This window comes from Moritella sp. 36, from assembly GCF_018219415.1.
GTDB lineage: Bacteria > Pseudomonadota > Gammaproteobacteria > Enterobacterales > Moritellaceae > Moritella.
The window spans coordinates 37,881-57,604 of sequence record NZ_CP056120.1; the positions used below are offsets into that span (position 1 = coordinate 37,881).

14 protein-coding genes are annotated in these 19,724 nt (G+C 40.0%); 11 read left to right on the top strand and 3 right to left on the bottom strand.

Features of this window, described 5'->3' with window-relative positions; genetic code table 11:
• Window positions 1-103 precede the first annotated feature (103 nt).
• The 7 genes from HWV03_RS00160 (at window position 104) to HWV03_RS00190 (ending at window position 9,431) form a co-directional block, all read left to right on the top strand.
• Entirely contained in the window at window positions 104-703 is a 600-nt protein-coding gene (locus tag HWV03_RS00160; protein WP_211677996.1) for a Yip1 family protein, read from the top strand.
• A 559-nt stretch (window positions 704-1,262) separates the two neighbouring features.
• Window positions 1,263-1,976 carry a metallophosphoesterase family protein gene (locus tag HWV03_RS00165; RefSeq protein ID WP_211677997.1) on the top strand — a complete coding sequence of 238 codons (714 nt, stop codon included), beginning with the start codon at window positions 1,263-1,265 and terminating at the stop codon, window positions 1,974-1,976.
• A 183-nt stretch (window positions 1,977-2,159) separates the two neighbouring features.
• On the top strand, window positions 2,160-4,313 hold the full coding sequence (locus tag HWV03_RS00170; protein WP_211677998.1) for an FAD-dependent oxidoreductase: 2,154 nt from the start codon (window positions 2,160-2,162) through the stop codon (window positions 4,311-4,313).
• Window positions 4,314-4,470: 157 nt separating this feature from the next.
• Window positions 4,471-5,898 carry an aminotransferase-like domain-containing protein gene (locus HWV03_RS00175; protein WP_211677999.1) on the top strand — a complete coding sequence of 476 codons (1,428 nt, stop codon included), beginning with the start codon at window positions 4,471-4,473 and terminating at the stop codon, window positions 5,896-5,898.
• Window positions 5,899-6,201: 303 nt separating this feature from the next.
• The gene (gene ccoG, locus HWV03_RS00180) at window positions 6,202-7,608 is read left to right on the top strand and encodes a cytochrome c oxidase accessory protein CcoG (RefSeq protein WP_211678000.1); all 1,407 of its coding nucleotides are present in this window, start codon (window positions 6,202-6,204) and stop codon (window positions 7,606-7,608) included.
• 159 nt (window positions 7,609-7,767) lie between these two features.
• The gene (locus tag HWV03_RS00185) at window positions 7,768-8,757 is read left to right on the top strand and encodes a serine/threonine protein kinase (RefSeq protein WP_211678001.1); all 990 of its coding nucleotides are present in this window, start codon (window positions 7,768-7,770) and stop codon (window positions 8,755-8,757) included.
• A gap of 50 nt (window positions 8,758-8,807) precedes the next feature.
• Complete coding sequence (locus tag HWV03_RS00190; protein ID WP_211678002.1) at window positions 8,808-9,431, top strand: thiol:disulfide interchange protein DsbA/DsbL; 624 nt, start codon at window positions 8,808-8,810, stop codon at window positions 9,429-9,431.
• Window positions 9,432-9,502: 71 nt separating this feature from the next.
• On the opposite strand, the gene HWV03_RS00195 is transcribed toward HWV03_RS00190, so the two are convergent.
• The 3 genes from HWV03_RS00195 to HWV03_RS00205 form a co-directional block, all read right to left on the bottom strand.
• Window positions 9,503-11,164 carry an AMP-binding protein gene (locus tag HWV03_RS00195; RefSeq protein WP_211678003.1) on the bottom strand — a complete coding sequence of 554 codons (1,662 nt, stop codon included), beginning with the start codon at window positions 11,162-11,164 and terminating at the stop codon, window positions 9,503-9,505.
• A gap of 460 nt (window positions 11,165-11,624) precedes the next feature.
• A complete protein-coding gene (locus HWV03_RS00200) occupies window positions 11,625-12,527 on the bottom strand; it encodes an acyltransferase (protein WP_211678004.1) in 903 nt (300 codons plus the stop codon).
• A 73-nt stretch (window positions 12,528-12,600) separates the two neighbouring features.
• Entirely contained in the window at window positions 12,601-14,118 is a 1,518-nt protein-coding gene (locus HWV03_RS00205; RefSeq protein WP_211678005.1) for a YifB family Mg chelatase-like AAA ATPase, read from the bottom strand.
• 498 nt (window positions 14,119-14,616) lie between these two features.
• Between HWV03_RS00205 and ilvG the strand changes: the two genes are divergently transcribed.
• The 4 genes from ilvG to ilvD all read left to right on the top strand — a co-directional run bounded on the left by ilvG (window position 14,617) and on the right by ilvD (window position 19,571).
• A complete protein-coding gene (gene ilvG, locus HWV03_RS00210) occupies window positions 14,617-16,275 on the top strand; it encodes an acetolactate synthase 2 catalytic subunit (RefSeq protein WP_211678006.1) in 1,659 nt (552 codons plus the stop codon).
• Window positions 16,262-16,519, top strand: coding sequence for an acetolactate synthase 2 small subunit (gene ilvM / locus HWV03_RS00215; protein WP_304610879.1), 258 nt, complete (start codon window positions 16,262-16,264; stop codon window positions 16,517-16,519). The genes ilvG and ilvM overlap by 14 nt, the downstream gene beginning before the upstream one ends.
• A gap of 130 nt (window positions 16,520-16,649) precedes the next feature.
• Entirely contained in the window at window positions 16,650-17,579 is a 930-nt protein-coding gene (locus HWV03_RS00220) for a branched-chain amino acid transaminase (RefSeq protein WP_211678007.1), read from the top strand.
• A gap of 144 nt (window positions 17,580-17,723) precedes the next feature.
• Window positions 17,724-19,571 carry a dihydroxy-acid dehydratase gene (ilvD, locus tag HWV03_RS00225; RefSeq protein WP_211678008.1) on the top strand — a complete coding sequence of 616 codons (1,848 nt, stop codon included), beginning with the start codon at window positions 17,724-17,726 and terminating at the stop codon, window positions 19,569-19,571.
• Window positions 19,572-19,724: the final 153 nt, after the last annotated feature.

The window sequence follows — 19,724 nt, forward strand, 5'->3', positions numbered from 1 at the left end:
CTCCGGATCACTATTATGTGTAATAGTTCTTCATTCACATGGCAATCTCAATATATTCGCTAATACTTAATTTAATGAAACTCTTACATTAAGGAATTAGCTGATGTTAGTAAAACACTTATGGGGTTTATACGTACAACCCAAGGACGAATGGATTGATATTGATACACACCATGAGTCTTTATTATCGGTAGTCGTGAGCCTGTTTTTCTTTGCGTTAATACCAGCTACATCAGCATGGTATACCGCGTCAGTGACTGGTTGGAAACTTGGCTTTGGAGATACAACCTATTTATCCTCCTCCAGCGCAGGGATAATGGCTGTCGGTATGGTTATTGTGAGTATTGCTATTGTGGCAACGTTTTCGCTGTTTGTGCAATGGATGGCGGGTAACTTTGGATCATCATCCAGCTTTACTCAAGCGCTAGAGCTAACTACATATACTGCAGCCCCTATTTTTATTACTGGTATCGCAGCTTTGATCCCTGTTGCTTGGGTGATCATGTTAGCTCTATTAGTTGGGGTCGCATTTTCGGTACGGGCTCTATATACCGGCGTGCCGATTATTATGCATATTACTGAAGAACGTGGCTTTATTTATGCGTCATCTTTATTAACAGTTGGGCTTGTATTGTTTGTGGCTTCAATGGGGATCACTGTTGTTATGTGGAGCTTTGGGTTCGGTCCACAATTTATTATTTAATTGGATAAACAGTTTTGCATAACAGCGATGAGGGGGATGAACATGCATCGCTGTTATTTTTATTGTGTTTATTTGATGTACTATGCTCAAATACTATCACTTGATCACGGCTATCATTCAACTCGTTAAAATTATAAACGCTAAATTAGCTAGCCCCCGCGCCACGCGTTTAATATTCACCGAATATTTTCACTGTTGATCAAACAATACCTCAATAACTTGCTCAATTTTTCTTCGTTTAATATAGCTGCACCATTTTTCAGCGCTGCGAGCTGGTTATTTTTGTTGCCATGGATTTATTAAACTGTATCTTCGGTGTGAGTTAAGTCTTATTTTTTGGGGGCTTTTGGGAACTGTGTGGCAAAACTGAGCAAGTAAACCAACGTGTTGATAATGTTTCGATATTCTAAGAGGCATTATGACAATCAATTTCTAGGACTACATAACCCATTTTTCCCAATCATCAAAGATTATTCGTAACTACGGCATAATTAAAAGTGCAATTTCAAGCTTTGTTGTTCCATGTAACATGGTTTTAATTTCAAAATAAAGGAGCAAAATGATTCACATTATAAGTGATTGTCACTTGGGTAATACGGAAAATGAAACGCATTTAATTAAAGCATTAATGAAAATTGGTGATGATTGTAAGTTTCTATTTGTTATGGGTGATATATACACCTCTCCATCTATAGAAAAATATAATAATTTCAAGAATATTTTAAATGAATATATACCAAATGCTAAAGTGTACGCAATAGCAGGAAATCATGACGATATAAATTTGATGAGAAAATCTTTTTCTGGGAGTAATATTCTTATAAAAGAAAAGGTTAACATCGATGGAATGACGTATTTATTTATTGACTCTAGCCACAAGCCCATAAACAGATTAATGATGCTTGGGTCTGGCCGAGTATCAAATAAAGACTTGTCTAAAATAAAAAAAGAGTCTAGAAAGAAAGAAGTAACAATATTAATACACCATCCAATACTAAAAGTAAGTAACTCTAAATGGTTTAATGAAATTGGTATTGAAAATGCTGATGATATTATTAATAAGCTAAATAAAAACTGTGTGAATATAATATGCGGGCATGGTCATGATTTTAACCATAATAAACACAGTATATTTCAACAAACGATGTCACCATCAACTGCTTATGGATTTGATTTAACCCTCGATGAATTCATGCGAACAAATAGAACAGGAGCGCTGATTCTAGAATACAAAAATCAGAAGAGTACATTTCAATATATTAAAACGTATTGAAATGGAAATAGGGCTCTGTAGCAAAGCAAACACAAGGTGTTGATAGTGTCTAGATACTCTAAGAGACATTTAATGAGCAAGGGTTGTATATAGAAATAACAGGTAGTCGTGAGACTTTTGTGATTATTCAAGATTAAACTTACGATAAGATTGAATAACCAATTAGAGCAAGGATGATGCCACATGGCTATTAATAATAGTGAACAAAAATCGCATAGTAAAAAAATTATAATTGCAGTAATTATTACTGTGTTTTCATTGTGGTATGGACTTGATTTAAACCAATATGCTTCTCTGGAACAAATCAAAGCGTTGCAGCAAACCTCTGGTGAGTATATTAACCAGCATCAAGTATTCGCTATGTTAGTTTTTTTTATTAGTTATGTGCTGATAACGGGGTTCTCATTACCTGGCGCAGTGTTACTGACGTTACTTGGCGGTGGGTTATTCGGTTTTGGTTATGGCTTGTTACTGATCTCTTTTGCTAGTTCTATTGGTGCTACGCTGGCTTTTTTAGTTAGCCGTTATCTACTACGCGATTACGTGCAAAAGAAGTTTGGCGCCCGTTTAGATGCGATTAATAAAGGTATGGAAAAAGAAGGTAACTTTTATTTATTCTCATTGCGTTTGATCCCAGTATTTCCATTTTTTTTAATCAATATTTTAATGGGATTAACTAAAATTAGTACTCGTAATTTCTACCTTGTTAGCCAAGTGGGTATGTTAGTTGGTACGGCAGTTTATGTATGGGCTGGTACGCAACTAAGTGAACTCAATAGTTTATCTGGTATCGCTTCACCGTCGTTATTAAGTGCACTGGTACTCTTAGCTATTTTTCCTTGGATTGCCAAACGTGGATTAGCTATATTTACTCAGCGAAAGCGCTATGCGCGTTGGGATAAACCAAAATCATATGATCGTAATATGATCATTATAGGTGCTGGAGCCGGTGGCTTGGTTAGCGCTTATATTGCTGCAGCGGTTAAATCAAAAGTAACCTTAGTTGAAAAGCACCGAATGGGTGGTGACTGTTTAAATACGGGATGTGTACCTTCTAAAGCATTGATCCGTAGTGCACATGCAGTCGCTGAAATTGGTCGTGCGAATGAGTTTGGTATCGATGCTGAAATTAAAAATATCAATTTTGAGAATGTGATGGGGCGTATTCAGAATGTGATTAAGGCTATTGAACCGCATGATTCTATTGCGCGTTATTCGGCGATGGGGGTCGAATGCATTACGGCTGAAGCTAGTATTATTGACCCTTGGCGTGTGCAGGTTGGTGGACAGATATTAACAACAAAAAGTATCGTTGTAGCAACTGGGGCGCGTCCTATTGTACCGTCAATTCCAGGATTAGTAGATGTACCCTATTTAACGTCGGATACACTTTGGCAGTTAACTGAACAACCAAGTCGTTTATTAGTATTAGGCGGTGGGCCTATCGGCTGTGAGATAGCACAAAGTTTTGCTCGTTTGGGGTCAAGCGTTACACAAGTTGAAATGGCGGGACAATTACTTGGGCGTGAAGATACCGATGCTGTTACTGTTGTGCAAGCCGAGTTGCAAGCGGATGGTGTCATTATATTGTTAGGTAATAAAGTTGAGCATTTTGTGAATGAAAATGATCAATATAGTGCGGTATTATCGAATGGCGATTTCGTTGCGTTTGATCAGGTATTCTTAGCGCTGGGGCGTCAGGCTAATACGAGTGGTTTTGGCTTAGAGGCATTAGATTTAGCCATCACTGATCGCGGTCTAATCGAGATCAATGAATACCAACAAACATCAATCCCTAATATATATGCGGTTGGTGATGTTTCTGGGCCGTATCAGCTAACCCATGTAGCGGCACATCAAGCTTGGTATGCTGCGGTTAATGCCTTATTTGGCTCTGTGAAGAAATTCGCCACGGATTACCGTGTTATTCCTTCGGTTACGTATACCTACCCTGAATTGGCTCGCGTTGGTATAAATGAAAATGAAGCCAAACAAGCAGGGTTACTTTATCAAGTGACAAAATATGAGATTGATGATCTCGATCGTGCGATTACTGATGGTGAAACTAAGGGTTTTGTTAAAGTTATTACCGCAGCAAATAGCGATAAAATTCTTGGTGTGACTATCGTTGCTACTCATGCTGGTGAATTGCTGGCGGAGTATACGCTAGCAATGAAATATAAATTGGGGCTGAATAAAGTGCTGGGTACGATCCATCCGTATCCAACCATGAGCGAAGCAAATAAATATGTTGCGGGTAATTGGAAACGCAATAACAGTCCGGAAAAGCTACTCGCCTGGGTTGAGAAGTTTCATCATTATATGCGTAAAAACTAATATCTGTAATGGATCGTTGTTGAGGTGGCGAGTCTGGATTGAGAGATAGTATAGTTATAAAAAGATCGTATATAATAACTCGTACTTAATCGACTTTAGTGTACTACGGGTTGTTTGCTATGTTTTCAGGTCGATAGATTCAGGTAGATAATAATTCATGCTCTTACAAAAAAGTCGCTATCATGCGGTAGCTGCTGAAATTCAATTGCAAATTGAACAACGAATATGGTTACCAGGTGATCGTATTCCTTCGATTCGTAAGATGAGTAAAATTCAAAACATTAGTCCGATGACTGTTTTAAAAGCGTATGAGCTATTAGAGTCGGAAGGCTGGGTTTATGCCAAGGTTCGCTCTGGTTATTTTGTTGCTGCGCATCTTAACCGTCTCGCAATACCGCTGCCACTTATCCCTCAGATGATCAACCGTTCGATAAAAATCAATGAGCATGTCTTTGAAGTGCTAACCGCTTGTAAACGTCCTGATATTGTTCCTTTGGGTTCTGCTTTCCCCGATCCTGCTTTATTTCCACTGAAACAGTTAGGTCAAACACTCGCGAAAACCATTAAAACTATGCCTGCACACAGTGCGGTGACAGAGCTTCCGCCTGGTAGCGTGGCATTACGCCGCGCAATTGCCAAGCGTTATATCCGTGATGGCATTGACGTGTCAATTGATGACATCGTGATCACGTCTGGGGCGATGGAGTCGTTGGGTTTGAGTCTTATGGCGGTAACCAAACCCGGAGATACTGTTGCGATTGAATCTCCGGCTTTTTATGGTGTTTTGCAAACGGTAGAGCGACTTCAACTTAAGGCCGTTGAAATTGCGACGGACCCACAGTTGGGGATATCAGTAGACGCACTAACAACAGCTGTAAATCGACATGATATTAAAGCGTGCTGGTTAATGAGTAAATATCAAAATCCGCTTGGTGCATCGATGCCTGAAGCAAATAAATTATCGATTCGAAATCTATTAGCGGAAAAACAGATCCCTTTACTTGAGGATGATGTTTACAGTGAGCTATATTTTTCAGAACGTAAACCGAAACCAATTAAAGCGTATGATGAGCAAGGATTAGTATTACATTGTTCATCATTTTCAAAATGTTTAGCCCCTGGTTTTAGAGTCGGCTGGGTAGTTGCTGGTCGCTATGCGAAACAAATCGAGCAACTACAATTGATGACAACACTTTCTGCCGCAGTGCCGAATCAGCTAGCGCTTGCTGAATTTGTTTTACATGGCAGTTATGATATTCATCTGCGTAGGTTAAGGCGCAAGCTCGAATCTCGGCAGCAGCAAATGAAACATGCTATTGAGCAATACTTCCCTGCGGAAACGAAGATCACGCGACCTAGCGGCGGTTATTTTTTATGGGTTGTTTTACCTGATGATATAAATACCGGTGAGTTACTTAAAATCCTATTGGATAATCATAATATTAGTATTGCACCTGGGACCTTGTTTGCGAGTGATGGTAAATACAAAAACTGCATGCGGATTAATTGTTCCTATTTACTTACTGACCAAATACGCCAAGCGCTTATTACCTTAGCTAGGTGCATTACTTCATACCCAATGTAAATAAAAACTGTTCTAGTATCTATTTATAACGAAAGCATCTGTTATAGGGCAGTTTAGTACTGATCTGTACTATGCTTACAGGCCTTATTTGTGTTTCAATACCTCCGCTAGTTTATAAATAATTATATCCATTAAGAGATAAAATAATTGGCGCGATGTAAACTTACTTTCAAACCAGTCTGTAAGTTTTGCTATTGTGATAAGTGTTTGATTAAATTAATAAGCGTGAGATAAGTCAGAGGATTATAGCGACTTATTTAGCTTCTTTGATATAATTGAAGATATAAAAATAAGGAGCATGTAATGTCTGAAGAACGCATAAATATAAAAGATATAACCCCTAAAGTTAAGCCTAAATATACCAACGTCGGTCCTGACAATCATATTTACGTAAGGAATATGAGTGGTGTATTTCAGCGATTGAGAAAATACGTGGGCTGGTTTTTTATGGTGCTTTTTTTAGCATTACCTTTGTTCCAATGGGACGGGCATCAGGCGATCCTATTAAATATCGTTGAACAACGTATTCATATTTTTGGTTTAACGATTTTCCCTCAAGATCTCATGTTATTAGCTTTGCTTCTGATTGTTGGCGCATTCGCACTATTTTTTGTTACCGCTTACCTCGGCCGAGTATGGTGTGGTTTTATGTGCCCACAAACTATTTGGACATTTATTTTCATTTGGTTTGAAGAGAAAATTGAAGGTTCAGCAAATAAACGTTTGAAGTTGAATCAAGGCCCTACAACGGCAGATAAAGTAAAGAAGAAAGTGCTTAAGCATACCGCATGGTTAAGTTTTTCACTGTTTACTGGGCTCGCATTTATGGCTTATTTTGTGCCTATTGTTGACCTTTACACTGAATTTTTTACTCTTCAGGCGAGCGGTATTGTGTATTTCTGGGTGCTATTTTTTGCATTCTGTACTTATGGTAACGCTGGCTGGATGCGCAGTATTATGTGTACTCATATGTGTCCATACGCGCGTTTCCAATCTGCTATGTTTGATACCGATACATTAATTGTTGGTTATGATTTTAATCGTGGTGAATCACGTGGTCCGCGTTCACGTAAGGTCGATCATAAAGCGAAAGGTTTAGGTGATTGTATCGACTGTAATTTATGTGTTCAAGTATGTCCTGCAGGTATTGATATTCGTGACGGCCTACAGTATGAATGCATTAACTGTGGTGCTTGTATCGATGCGTGTGATCAAACGATGGAGCGAATGAACTATCCGAAAGGGTTGATCCGTTATACCTCTGAGAATGACCTAAATAATAAGCCTCATCAGAAAAGTAGATTCAAGTTAGTGGGTTACGGTATCGTAATGACACTCATGACGGTAATGTTTGCTACGAGTGTAATGAGTATTTCGCCAGTACAAATGGATATTATTCGTGACCGAAATGCATTATATCGTGAAAATTCCGACGGCAATATTGAAAATACTTATACACTTAAGATTATTAATAAGACATCATTCACCCAAAAATACAGTTTATCTGTTATCGACGTGCCTGATCATGAGTGGTTTGGACCCCGTGAAATTGAAGTATTGCCGGGTGAATTATTCGTGCAGCCAGTGAGTTTAGCCATTGACCCGTATGATCTGAAACAACCTGTGATTAAAATAAACTTTGTGATTACTGAACAGGGTAATGAGCATTATGTTTTTACTCAACAAAGTCGTTTTATCAGCAAATTATAGTGCCTGCAATAAAGTATAAATAGCTTTATAATCAATGTAAGTTAAAGTAAGTAGCAAGCCCAGTTATACTGGGCTTGCTATTATTGTATCCAATCTAAGATCTGTTGTACGTCTATGATAGTTATTTGGATATAGGTACTCGTATTTTAGGAAATAAAAATGACAGACCTACCTGTTGATTACAGTTTGCTTTCCCCTGACCTTATGTTGGATGCGATAGAATCTACCGGTATCCGTGTTGATTCGGGGTTGTTGGAATTAAACAGCTATGAAAATCGTGTGTTTCAATTTCTAGATGAAGATCGTAAACGCTTTGTGGTTAAGTTTTATCGCCCTGTTCGTTGGAGTGATGAACAGATCCAAGAAGAACTCGATTTTTCTCTACAGTTAAAGTCAGCTGATATCGATGTTGTTGCACCGTTACAATTTGATGGTTGTAGTCTATTTATTTATCATGGATACCGCTTTGCTATTTTTCCAAGTACAGGTGGTCGTCCTATTGAAGTGGATAATTTAGATGCACTGGAGTCGGTTGGACGTAACTTGGGTCGCGTTCATCAATTAGCGAACAAGCAACCATTCTTGCATCGACCAACATTATCGATCGCCGAGTTTGTGCAAACCCCAAAGCTGATATTGCAACAGAATAATTTTGTACCTAAGCAATTAGAAACATCATTTTTTGATGTTTATGATGCGTTGGAAAAAGAAATTACGTTGCAATATAAGCCTGATTCTCATCAGCTAATTCGCTTACATGGTGATTTGCATGCGGGCAATATATTGTGGCGTGATAAGGTCACAATATTGGATTTTGATGATTGTCGTCAAGGACCTGCGATACAAGATATATGGATGATGTTACACGGTGATCGCCATGAACAATTATTACAATTGGAAGTGATGTTAGAAGGTTATGAAGAATTCTGTTCTTTTGACCCAAAACAGCTGAAGCTAATTGAACCACTACGTGCGATGCGTATGATGAACTACATGGGATGGATTGCTAAACGTTGGGATGACCCTGCTTTTAGTCGTCATTTTTCTTGGTTTACAGATGAACTGTATTGGAAACAGCAGGTCATATTTTTACATGAACAGATTGATAATATGCAAAAGTCGCCGTTATCTCTCATTCCTAATTACTAATTTTTTGTACAGTTAATAACGTCTAATTTAAATTTTCAGGAAGGAAAATAATGAAAAAATTATTTATATTGATCACTGCAATGTTATTTTTACCATTTGCGAATGCTGCACAGTTTAAAGAAGGTGTGCATTACGATGTGATCGCTGAGCAGGCAACATCAAAACCGCAAATTGCTGAATACTTTTCGTATTATTGCCCACACTGTTTTAAGTTCGAACCTATCATGACAGATGTGACAAAACGTCTTGCTGGTACCGATATTAAAGTAGAAAAAAATCACGTTGCTTTTATTGGCCGTGAAATGGGTATTGAAATGCAAAAAGCATTTGCGACTGCAGAGTTGTTGAATGTTGAAGGTCAAATGTCACCTGCTATCTTTACTGCGATTCATGATCAAAAGCGTCGTTTCTCTGGCCGTGATGATATCCGTACAGTATTTACTGACGCAGGTATCGATGGCAAGAAATTTGATGCCGCAGTGGATAGTTTTGCTGTGAATGGTAAAGTAGCACGCATGGATAAAAATACGGCTAAGAAGAATATTCGTGGTGTACCAGCATTAATCGTTAATGGTAAATACCAAATTAATATGGGTAGTATTCAAGCGCGTGGTGAAGAGTTCAACGTTAAGCTAACCGAACTGATTAAATACCTAGCAGCAAAAACGAATTAATTTATGTCTCGATTTTAGGTATTTTAAAAGGACGCGATTGCGTCCTTTTTTATTAGAATTAATATTTTAGCTTACTTTTCCCAAACAATTTTATCTTGGTGGTTTTCTTCGTAGAAAGGTTTAAAACGACTTTCTAGTTCATGACGCTTAAATTTAAGTGTTGGTGTTAATAAACCATTATCCACAGTCCATTCATCTTTTAAAACAATGATATGCCCAATGCGTGAGTGTGATTCTAATGATTTATTAATATGCTGGCGTGTTTCTTCAAGGTTAGTTGTCATGGCTTCTTGACCTAGTTCACGCGCTTCTGGTGATAGCACCACCAATGCAACTGGTTGTGTTAAGGCTGTACCGGTAATACAGATCTGCTCAATATTCGGATTCTCACCAAACTTACATTCTATCGGCACTGGTGTTACGTATTTACCTTTTGAAGTCTTGAAGATATCTTTTACGCGCCCGGTTATTTTCACATAACCATTGCTATCAATTTCACCTTTATCACCAGTTTTGAAGTAACCTTCTTCATCGAATGATTCTTTGGTCTGCGCTTCATCTTTGTAATAACCAGTCATGAGACCATCACCTTTCACTAAAATTTCGCCAATCTCAGAGATTTTTAGATCAACCCCCGGGCCTGGTTTACCAATAGTGCCTATTTTTTGTGGGTTAAACGGGTGGTTAAATGTGCCGTAAGCGAGGTTTTCTGTCATGCCCCATGCTTCGGTAATATTTAAACCAAGGCGTTCGTACCATTTTAATAATGATGGTGATACTGCAGCTGAACCACAGCCAAGCATACGAGCATGCTGTAAACCTAGACCACGTTTAATTTTAGCTCTTACTAAACCATTAACAAATGGGATTTTTAGTAGGAAGTTAAGTTTATGTGCAGGCATTTTTTGTAATACGCCCATTTGGAAACGAGTCCATAGACGTGGTACAGAAATGAACAACGTTGGCTCTACAGACTGAATATTACTGACGAAGGTATCAAGTGACTCAACAAAGGAAACCACACCTTCACCGGCATAAATACTACTACCTTCAATATAAACACGTTCAGTAATGTGTGCTAGTGGTAAATAAGACAGTAATCTGTCGCCTGGAATAATGCCTAAGCTAGAGACAATATTTTGTGATGCAGATTTGAATGCAGCAAACGTGATCATTACGCCTTTCGGATTACCAGTACTACCTGAGGTATAAATAATTGACATTAAGTCTTCAAGGTTGATGTGTGCTGGTGTTGCTAATGGCTGGTGTTGGTCTAGCAGATCATTCCATTTATATTGACAAGCAAGTGTTTCATAAGGATAACTAATGGTAATTACGTCTGCAGGTAGTTTCCCTTCTAGGCTTTGGTAGTTATCTAACTTACCAATAAACAGTACTTTTGCTTCACTGTGATCTAATACATAGTTGATTGTTTTTGCATTTGCTGTTGAATAAATTGGCACGCTAATATAACCCGCGTACATGATTGCTAAATCGTTAATAAACCATTCGGCGCTATTTTTTGCCAGAATTGCTATTTTGTCACCTGGTGCTAATCCAAGTGATTGCAGTGCTTGAGCAATACGTTTTGTTTGGTCAGCAACTTGAGACCATGTGAACTCGTGAAATGTCCCATTAATAGGTTGGCGTAAATATACCTCATTGGCACGATGCTTTTCCCAGTGCAATAAGGCATCGAGAGGTGTGTTTAAGTTTAGTGCTAATGTGCTCATATGTGGTCCCAAAAAAAGATTAATGCAACAATGCCTTAACAGTTATAGCATGTTACACCTTGTTCCGTTTAAGATTAAAGCAAAAGTGAGATCTCAATATCATTTTAGAACTAAAGCTCTATTTTTGGCAGTTTTTATATCTTTTATTACCCCTAAAGCGTTATTTTGTTGGGGTGTTTTAAAATAACAATGAAGTAGCCCACAAAATCATGATTATAATATTGTAGGCTTAACTGTTACCGCTGTTGCGTCCGTGTTGCGCCTGTGTTGCGGTGCTGTTTCGTTTGTTTGTTCTGCGTAAGGGTTAAGCTTCCGTCATTGGTTGCCCATTATGAAATGGTAGCTTAAATTTACGGTGATTTTCACGCCACCTTGTAGTTTGTGTGTCATCTAAATAGCGTCAACGCGAATAGCAACTAATACAGTACTGATTACCATTAATACGAACGAGGGCAGAAAATTAATCATTAAGCTGTGCCTGATTAAGTTTTTCTAATTCCTGATCTTTATTTATCCATAATTCATTTATCCATTGCTGGAAATTAGTCTGAAAGGTTTTGTCATTGAGATAATCACCCATATAACTTGCGTTAATTTCTTGAGTGGTAATTTGTACTTGGATCTGTTGTACCTGACAGCTAATAAATTCCCAAAAAGTTGGAATACCTTGCGGGTAGTAAATCGTCACGTTGACAAGGGTATCAAGCTGGCCATTCATCGCATCGAGAGCAAAGGCGATACCCCCTGCTTTAGGTTTTAATAAATGACTGAATGTTGATGCTTGTTGGCTGTGTTTATGCTGAGTAAAGCGAGTCCCTTCAACAAAATTCATGACACTGACGGGTTTATGTTTGAACTTTGCACAGGCTTTTTTAGTTGTTTCAATGTCTTTACCACGCATGTGTGGGTTCTTTGCCAAAAACTTTTTGCTGTAGCGTTTCATGAATGGAAAGTCGAGTGCCCACCAAGCCAGACCTAAAAAAGGTACCCAGATAAGTTCTTTCTTTAAGAAGAATTTTAGAAACGGGATCTTACCATTCAGTACTCGCTGCAAAACTAGAATATCAACCCAAGATTGATGGTTTGAAATGACCATGTACCACTTATTTAATGACAGTCCTTCTGCACCATTTACTTGGATATTTGGGTTACCAATTAGTTGTTGGGTTATCCCGTTCACAGATACCCAGTTTGAAGCACAGCCATCAAGTAAATGATTCAGTATTTTTTGTGCAGTTTTAAACGGAATAATACTTTTTAACAGCGAAAAAATAACAATAGGGATCAACCAAAATAGGGTATTTAACAGGTAACAGATAAATGCAATGGCGCCTGCCACCTTTTGCGTGAATGTCGATAACATAATATGGCCTTGGTGTGATGTGAGATGAAATGATAAAACTATCATCACGTTATGCCAAACAAAAACTGAAATTTTAAACATTTATTTGTTGTAATAAGCGGTCCATCGCTCGATAGGAGAGTGCTTCAAGTAGGTGGGATTTATTGATATCTATACAATTGTTTAAATCTGCAATGGTACGAGCGACCTTGATTATCTTATGAAATGCTCGCGTAGATAGACCCATTTTATCAATGGCCAGTTCTAAAAATATCGCATCTTGATGTTGTAGTGGGCAATAATGTTCAATTTCTTTACTGGTCAAAGCGTCGTTTAATTTGTTGCTGCGTTGACGTTGAGTTATTTGTGCTGCACTTACCCTTTGTTTAATTTGTTCACTGTTTTCACCGCGCTGCCCTTGCTCCGTTAAACTGCCCTTTGGCAATGCGGGGACTTCAATTGTCAGATCAAAGCGGTCTAAGAAGGGACCTGATAACTTGCTTAAATATTTTGCCACTTGGCTATTGTTGCTACCAAATTTATTATTGTCGTAATAGCCTGAAGGCGATGGGTTTAGTGCGCCTATTAATTGGAAATTAGCGGGGAAGTCGACCTGTTGGTTGGCCCGGGAGATTGTGATCTGTCCTGCTTCTAGAGGTTCGCGTAAAGAGTCGAGTGCTTTACGCTGGTATTCTGGTAGTTCGTCTAAAAATAGTACGCCATTATGCGCGAGAGTTATTTCTCCCGGTCTTGGGTTTCGACCGCCACCGACTAGCGCGACGGCTGAGGAGGTATGGTGCGGGGTTCGAAAAGGGCGGCGGCACCAATCTTGGGCGACAAATTCGCCGCCACTAATCGATTTTATCGCCGCACACTCGAGTGCTTCTTGTTCTGTCATATCAGGCTGAATACTGGTTAAGCGACTGGCTAACATGGTTTTACCTGTTCCAGGAGGACCAAACAGTAATAAATTATGATTACCTGCTGCACAGATCTCTAAGGCACGTTTGGCACTTTGCTGTCCGATAATGTCTTGCATATCGTGTTGACTGGCGGATGTTATCGTTTCGGCTGTGGCTCGTTGTGCCGATGGTAATGTTTGCTGATCCGTTAAATGGGTACATACTTGTTGTAAATCCAGAGCGGTGAAACAGGTCGCATTGTCGATAAGTGCTGCTTCATGACCATTATCGAATGGAATAATAGTACTGCGTTGGGCTTTTTTACCCGCGATGATACTCGGGATTGTGCCACGGCAAGTACGTAACTTACCGGATAATGAAAGTTCACCAATAAATTCTAATTGCTGGTGTCGATTGGTCGTGATTTGCTGTGATGCGATTAAAATCGCGATAGCAATCGGTAAGTCATAACGGCTGCCTTCTTTTGGTAGATCGGCGGGTCCCAAATTGACGGTGATCCGTTTGGCTGGCATCATAAAATTAGAGTTCATTAATGCGCTTCGCACGCGATCTTTGGCTTCTTTCACTGATGTTTCTGGTAGGCCGACAATGGTAAAGCCTGGTAGTCCTTCGCTGATGTGTACTTCGATGGTAATTAAAGGCGCGTTGATACCTAAAATCGCACGGCTATAGATCACGGCTAAATTCATTCATCATCCTTGGCTATTTATGATTGTATTTATACCCTAGTGTAATTAACAATAAGCATGCTTGAATTAGGTGGATTATTTTAAAACCTTAAGCAAGGCCTATTTGCCACAGTCTATTTTGTGATGTCTGTCATACGTGAATTTTTAAACTGTAATTTGTTTGTTTTCCAATATTTTGAATTGTTCGCGTGCATTTATTTGGTTGTTTGAGTTATTTTGTGCGCGGTTAAAGGCTTGCTTAAATAAATTCACCATGCTAATAATGAATCATCAAAATTTTATAGAGTTGTTGGATTAGTTATATGTTTGGGTTTATTTCGCGTCTTATTATTGTGGTCAGCATTCTGGTGGTAATTATTAAATTACCAAGCCGGGGACTTACTGCTAAGCGAAAATAAGCTTAATCCAGCAATAAGAAAACCTCGGTAGATAACCGGGGTTTTTTTTTGTTTGACGTTTAACGGTTTACAAGAATGATGTTTAAAGGGATGTGGATTAATGAAAGCAACTGAATTTATTGTAAATGCTTTACGTAAACAGGGGGTAAACCAAGTATTTGGTTATCCTGGCGGCGCGATCATGCCATTGTATGATGCGTTATATGATGGTGGTGTAGCGCATTTATTAGCACGACATGAACAAGGTGCAATTATGGCTGCGTTGGGTTATGCGCGTGCTGGTGCTAGAGTCGGAGTCTGTATTGCGACTTCAGGTCCAGGTGCTACTAACTTAGTGACAGGCTTAGCGGAAGCAATGGCTGATTCGATCCCTGTTGTTGCGTTCACTGGGCAAGTGCCGAGTGCCTTGATTGGCGTTGATACGTTCCAAGAAGTGGATATTCTTGGTATGACGTTATCATGTACCAAACACAGTTTTTTGGTTGAAGATCAAAATGACTTAGATCGAATTATTGCTGAAGCATTTACGATTGCGACAACTGGCCGTCCTGGACCAGTATTAATTGATATTCCTAAAGATATTCAGCTGGCAGAAATGGCGTGTGAGACGGTATCTGAATTACCTGTGTTACCGCCGTTAGATGGCTTGGTTGATGAAGAGGTGACTGCGGCTCGTGCATTATTACATGCGGCTAAAAAACCAGTATTGTATGTCGGTGGTGGTGTCGGCATGGCGAATGCCGTACCTGAATTACGTGAATTAGCGGCAGCATTAGATATTCCGATGGTCAGTACATTAAAAGGTATAGGCAGCGCTGATCCTGAACACCCTTATTATTTGGGTATGTTAGGGATGCATGGCCTAAAAGCGGCTAACTTAGCGGTACAAGAAAGTGATCTGTTGATTGCGGTCGGAGCACGTTTTGATGATCGAGTGACTGGTAAACTTGATGAGTTTGCCCCAAATGCCAAAGTTATCCACCTTGATATTGATGCATGTGAACACAATAAATTACGGGTAGCAAACGTTGCCATCACAACTGATTTAAAGCTCATTTTACCGGCGTTAAAAATGACCTTGGATATTGCACCTTGGCGATTACATACCTTAGAAATGAAAGTCGACACTGCTTTTCGTTATGATCACCCCGGCATTGCTATCTATGCCCCTTTGTTATTGAAACAATTGTCTGCCAGCTTACCTGAAGACCATCTTGTGGCGTGCGATGTTGGTCAGCACCAGATGTGGACTGCGCAACATATGACATTTACGCAACCTGAAAATTTATTATCCAGTGCTGGTTTTGGCACCATGGGCTTTGGGTTACCGGCGGCCGTTGGTGCGGCACTCGCGCGTCCTGATGCGATGCCGGTTGTGGTCACCGGTGATGGTTCTATTATGATGAACATCCAAGAGTTAGCGACGATCAACCGGGCTAAATTACCAGTAAAAATTGTATTAATCGATAATCAACGTCTCGGTATGGTGCGTCAATGGCAAACTCTGTTTTTTGATGGCCGTTTATCGCAGACTATTCTAGATGATAATCCTGATTTTGTGGCGTTAGCGGCGGCATGTGGTATTCCAGGCGAAACGGTGGTGGTTAAAGAACAAGTGCAACCAGCGATGGAGCGTATGTTGGCCAGTGATGGTGCGTATTTCTTGCATGTACAAATATCAGAGCAAGAAAATGTCTGGCCATTAGTGCCACCTGGGGTTAATAACGGTGATATGTTGGAGCAATATGATGAGTGCTAAACAAGTACATGAAGTGGTGATTGAAGCCACCAACACACTCGAAATTTTAGAGCGAATATTACGTGTTATTCGTCATCGAGGTTTTCGCATTAGTAGCATGAATTCGGTACAAATGAATGATTGCAATAGCATAAAGATTACGGTTACAGTATCTGGTGAGCGCGGCATTGATCTACTTTATAAACAGTTAGAAAAATTGTTTGATGTGAGTAAAGTAAGCGTTCAGCACATGACCACAATATAGCCGTACTGAAATATAACAGCACTGCAATATAACACTTTATTGACAGCGCAGGTTTGCATTGAATTACAGGATGCAAGAACAGGCGTTATTTAAAATAATACAAAATTACAGCATAAGGGAAGAAGCGATTATGGCGAATACTGAACAGCAAGTTTGGTTTAATGGAAAGATGGTACCGGAATCTCAGGCCAAAGTGAGTATATTTACGCATGCATTGCATTATGGCTCATCGGTATTTGAAGGTATTCGAGCATATGATACGCCGAAAGGTCCCGCTATTTTCCGTTTGAAAGAACACGTTCAACGTCTATTTGATTCAGCCAAAATTTACGGCTGGAGCATTCCTTATTCAAAGCAAGAAATAGAACAAGCCTGTAAAGATGCGGTATTAGCCAATGGCCTTACCAATGCTTATTTACGTCCACTGGCTTATATTGGTAATGTTGGACTGGGTTTAACACCAAAATCAACCGTTTGTGATGCGCTTGTTGCAGCAATGAACTGGGGCGCTTACTTGGGCGACGAAAGCTTAGAGCAAGGCGTTGATGTTTGTGTTACCTCTTGGAATCGTTTAGCACCTAATACCATCCCAACTGGCGCAAAGGCCGGTGGTAACTATTTATCATCACAACTGATCTCATCTGAAGCGAAACGTCATGGTTACGCAGAAGGTATAGCATTGGATGTGAACGGTACTATTTCTGAAGGTGCGGGTGAAAACTTGTTCTTCGTGAAAAATGGTGTGATCCATACTCCGCCGACAACGGCATGTATCTTACCGGGTTTAACCCGTAATACCCTGATGGTACTGGCGCGCGACTTTGGTTATGAAGTGCGTGAAGAACCGATTGCTCGTGAAGCCATGTACTTAGCAGATGAAATGTTCATGTGCGGAACGGCTGCTGAAGTGGTTCCTGTGCGTTCCGTTGATCGTATTGACATTGGCACGGGTAAACGTGGTCCAATTACAGAGCGACTACAGACAGCTTATTTTGCTTTGATTAAAGGTCAGAGTGAAGATAAGTGGGGCTGGTTGGATTATGTGGCGGATCCAAGCTAACCGTTCTATTTATATTACTGCTATATATATAAGTAGGTGTTGTTAACATCTACTTACGACGATGAGTCGATTTGATTATTAAGGTGAGGCGCAGATTTGCCTCCTTTATATTTACTGTTTATTTTTGTTTCATGGAGAGAACCGATGCCTAAACTGCGTTCTGCAACATCTACCGAAGGCCGTAATATGGCTGGTGCTCGCGCCTTGTGGCGTGCAACCGGTACCCGAGAAGAAGATTTCGGCAAACCAATTATTGCTATTGCTAATTCATTTACCCAGTTTGTTCCTGGGCACGTCCATTTAAAAGACATGGGGCAATTAGTCGCAGGCGAAATTTTGAAAGCTGGCGGTATCGCGAAAGAATTTAATACCATTGCGATTGATGATGGTATTGCTATGGGTCACGACGGCATGCTGTATAGCTTGCCTTCACGTGATTTGATTGCAGATTCTGTTGAATATATGGTTAATGCTCATTGTGCGGATGCACTTGTGTGTATTTCTAACTGCGACAAGATCACCCCCGGTATGTTAATGGCTGCATTGCGTCTTAATATTCCGGTTATCTTCATTTCCGGTGGTCCGATGGAAGCCGGTAAAACTAAATTATCAGATCAGATCATTAAGTTAGACTTAGTGGATGCCATGGTGATGGGCGCAGATAAAAATGTGTCAGATGAAGATGTTGAAAAAGTAGAGCGTAGCGCATGTCCAACATGTGGTTCATGTTCGGGTATGTTTACTGCTAACTCAATGAACTGCTTAACTGAAGCATTAGGGCTATCACAACCGGGTAATGGTTCATTAGTTGCAACCCACGCAGATCGTGAAGAATTGTTTTTAAATGCAGGCCGTCGTATTGTTGACCTGTGTAAACGTTATTATCAGCAAAATGATGAATCAGTATTACCGCGTAATATTGCTAATCGTGACGCCTTTGAAAATGCCATGACGCTAGATATCGCCATGGGTGGGTCAACGAATACAGTATTGCATTTAATCGCCGCTGCCATTGAAGGCGAAGTCGATTATAGCTTAGCGGATATGGATGCGTTATCACGTAAAGTACCGCAGTTATGTAAAGTAGCTCCGTCAACGCCGCTCTATCATATGGAAGATGTGCATCGTGCCGGTGGCGTAATGGCTATCTTGGCCGAGTTGAATCGTGCCGGTTTATTGCATACTGATAATATGACCGTAATGGGTATGACCATGGCTGAGCAGTTAGCTGAGTTTGATATTATCACTACCCAATCTGATGCGGTGAAGAAAATGTATTCGGCAGGCCCGGCTGGTATCCGTACCACGAAAGCCTTCAGCCAAGATTGCCGTTGGGATTCACTCGATAATGATCGTGCTAATGGTTGTATCCGTTCCATCGAAAATGCCTACAGTCAAGAAGGTGGTCTTGCGATATTAACGGGTAACATTGCCATTGATGGCGCAGTAGTTAAAACTGCGGGTGTTGCGGATGATAATTTATTGTTCCGTGGTACTGCACGGGTATTTGAAAGCCAAGATTCTGCGGTAAGTGCTATTTTAGCCAGTGAAATCAAAGCCGGTGACGTGGTTGTTATTCGTTATGAAGGACCGAAAGGTGGTCCAGGTATGCAAGAAATGCTATATCCAACCAGTTATCTGAAATCGATGGGACTTGGTAAAGCGTGTGCGCTTATTACTGATGGTCGTTTTTCGGGTGGTACGTCGGGCTTGTCTATTGGTCATGCTTCACCAGAAGCTGCAAGTGGCGGCTTGATCGGTCTGGTTGAAGATGGCGATATTATTGATATTAATATTCCAGAACGCTCGATGAATCTTATGGTTGCTGATGATGTACTTGCTGCGCGTCGCACTGAAATGGAAAGCCGCGGTGAATTAGCGTGGAAACCTGTTGAGATACGAGCACGAAAAGTAACACAAGCATTACGTATCTATGGTCACTTCGCGACAAGTGCAGATAAAGGTGCTGTACGCGATAGAAATCTGATTTAACCTACCTCGTTAGTATTATCTAGTAATTCACCATGATCTATATCAAGGGCTCAGTGATAATCGACTATGATGACTGCTGGGCCCTTTTTTTGAGGGCGATCTTGCTCACAGAAAAAATTATCTTCTGTTCAACATCAATTTAACAAATCTTAT

Bases quoted from the DNA above. Each gene is read 5' to 3' on its own strand.
- HWV03_RS00160 (WP_211677996.1), top strand. From the start codon at position 104: ATGTTAGTAAAACACTTATGGGGTTTATACGTACAACCCAAGGACGAA.
- HWV03_RS00165 (WP_211677997.1), top strand. From the start codon at position 1,263: ATGATTCACATTATAAGTGATTGTCACTTGGGTAATACGGAAAATGAA.
- HWV03_RS00170 (WP_211677998.1), top strand. From the start codon at position 2,160: ATGGCTATTAATAATAGTGAACAAAAATCGCATAGTAAAAAAATTATA.
- HWV03_RS00175 (WP_211677999.1), top strand. From the start codon at position 4,471: ATGCTCTTACAAAAAAGTCGCTATCATGCGGTAGCTGCTGAAATTCAA.
- ccoG (WP_211678000.1), top strand. From the start codon at position 6,202: ATGTCTGAAGAACGCATAAATATAAAAGATATAACCCCTAAAGTTAAG.
- HWV03_RS00185 (WP_211678001.1), top strand. From the start codon at position 7,768: ATGACAGACCTACCTGTTGATTACAGTTTGCTTTCCCCTGACCTTATG.
- HWV03_RS00190 (WP_211678002.1), top strand. From the start codon at position 8,808: ATGAAAAAATTATTTATATTGATCACTGCAATGTTATTTTTACCATTT.
- HWV03_RS00195 (WP_211678003.1), bottom strand. From the start codon at position 11,164: ATGAGCACATTAGCACTAAACTTAAACACACCTCTCGATGCCTTATTG.
- HWV03_RS00200 (WP_211678004.1), bottom strand. From the start codon at position 12,527: ATGTTATCGACATTCACGCAAAAGGTGGCAGGCGCCATTGCATTTATC.
- HWV03_RS00205 (WP_211678005.1), bottom strand. From the start codon at position 14,118: ATGAATTTAGCCGTGATCTATAGCCGTGCGATTTTAGGTATCAACGCG.
- ilvG (WP_211678006.1), top strand. From the start codon at position 14,617: ATGAAAGCAACTGAATTTATTGTAAATGCTTTACGTAAACAGGGGGTA.
- ilvM (WP_304610879.1), top strand. From the start codon at position 16,262: ATGATGAGTGCTAAACAAGTACATGAAGTGGTGATTGAAGCCACCAAC.
- HWV03_RS00220 (WP_211678007.1), top strand. From the start codon at position 16,650: ATGGCGAATACTGAACAGCAAGTTTGGTTTAATGGAAAGATGGTACCG.
- ilvD (WP_211678008.1), top strand. From the start codon at position 17,724: ATGCCTAAACTGCGTTCTGCAACATCTACCGAAGGCCGTAATATGGCT.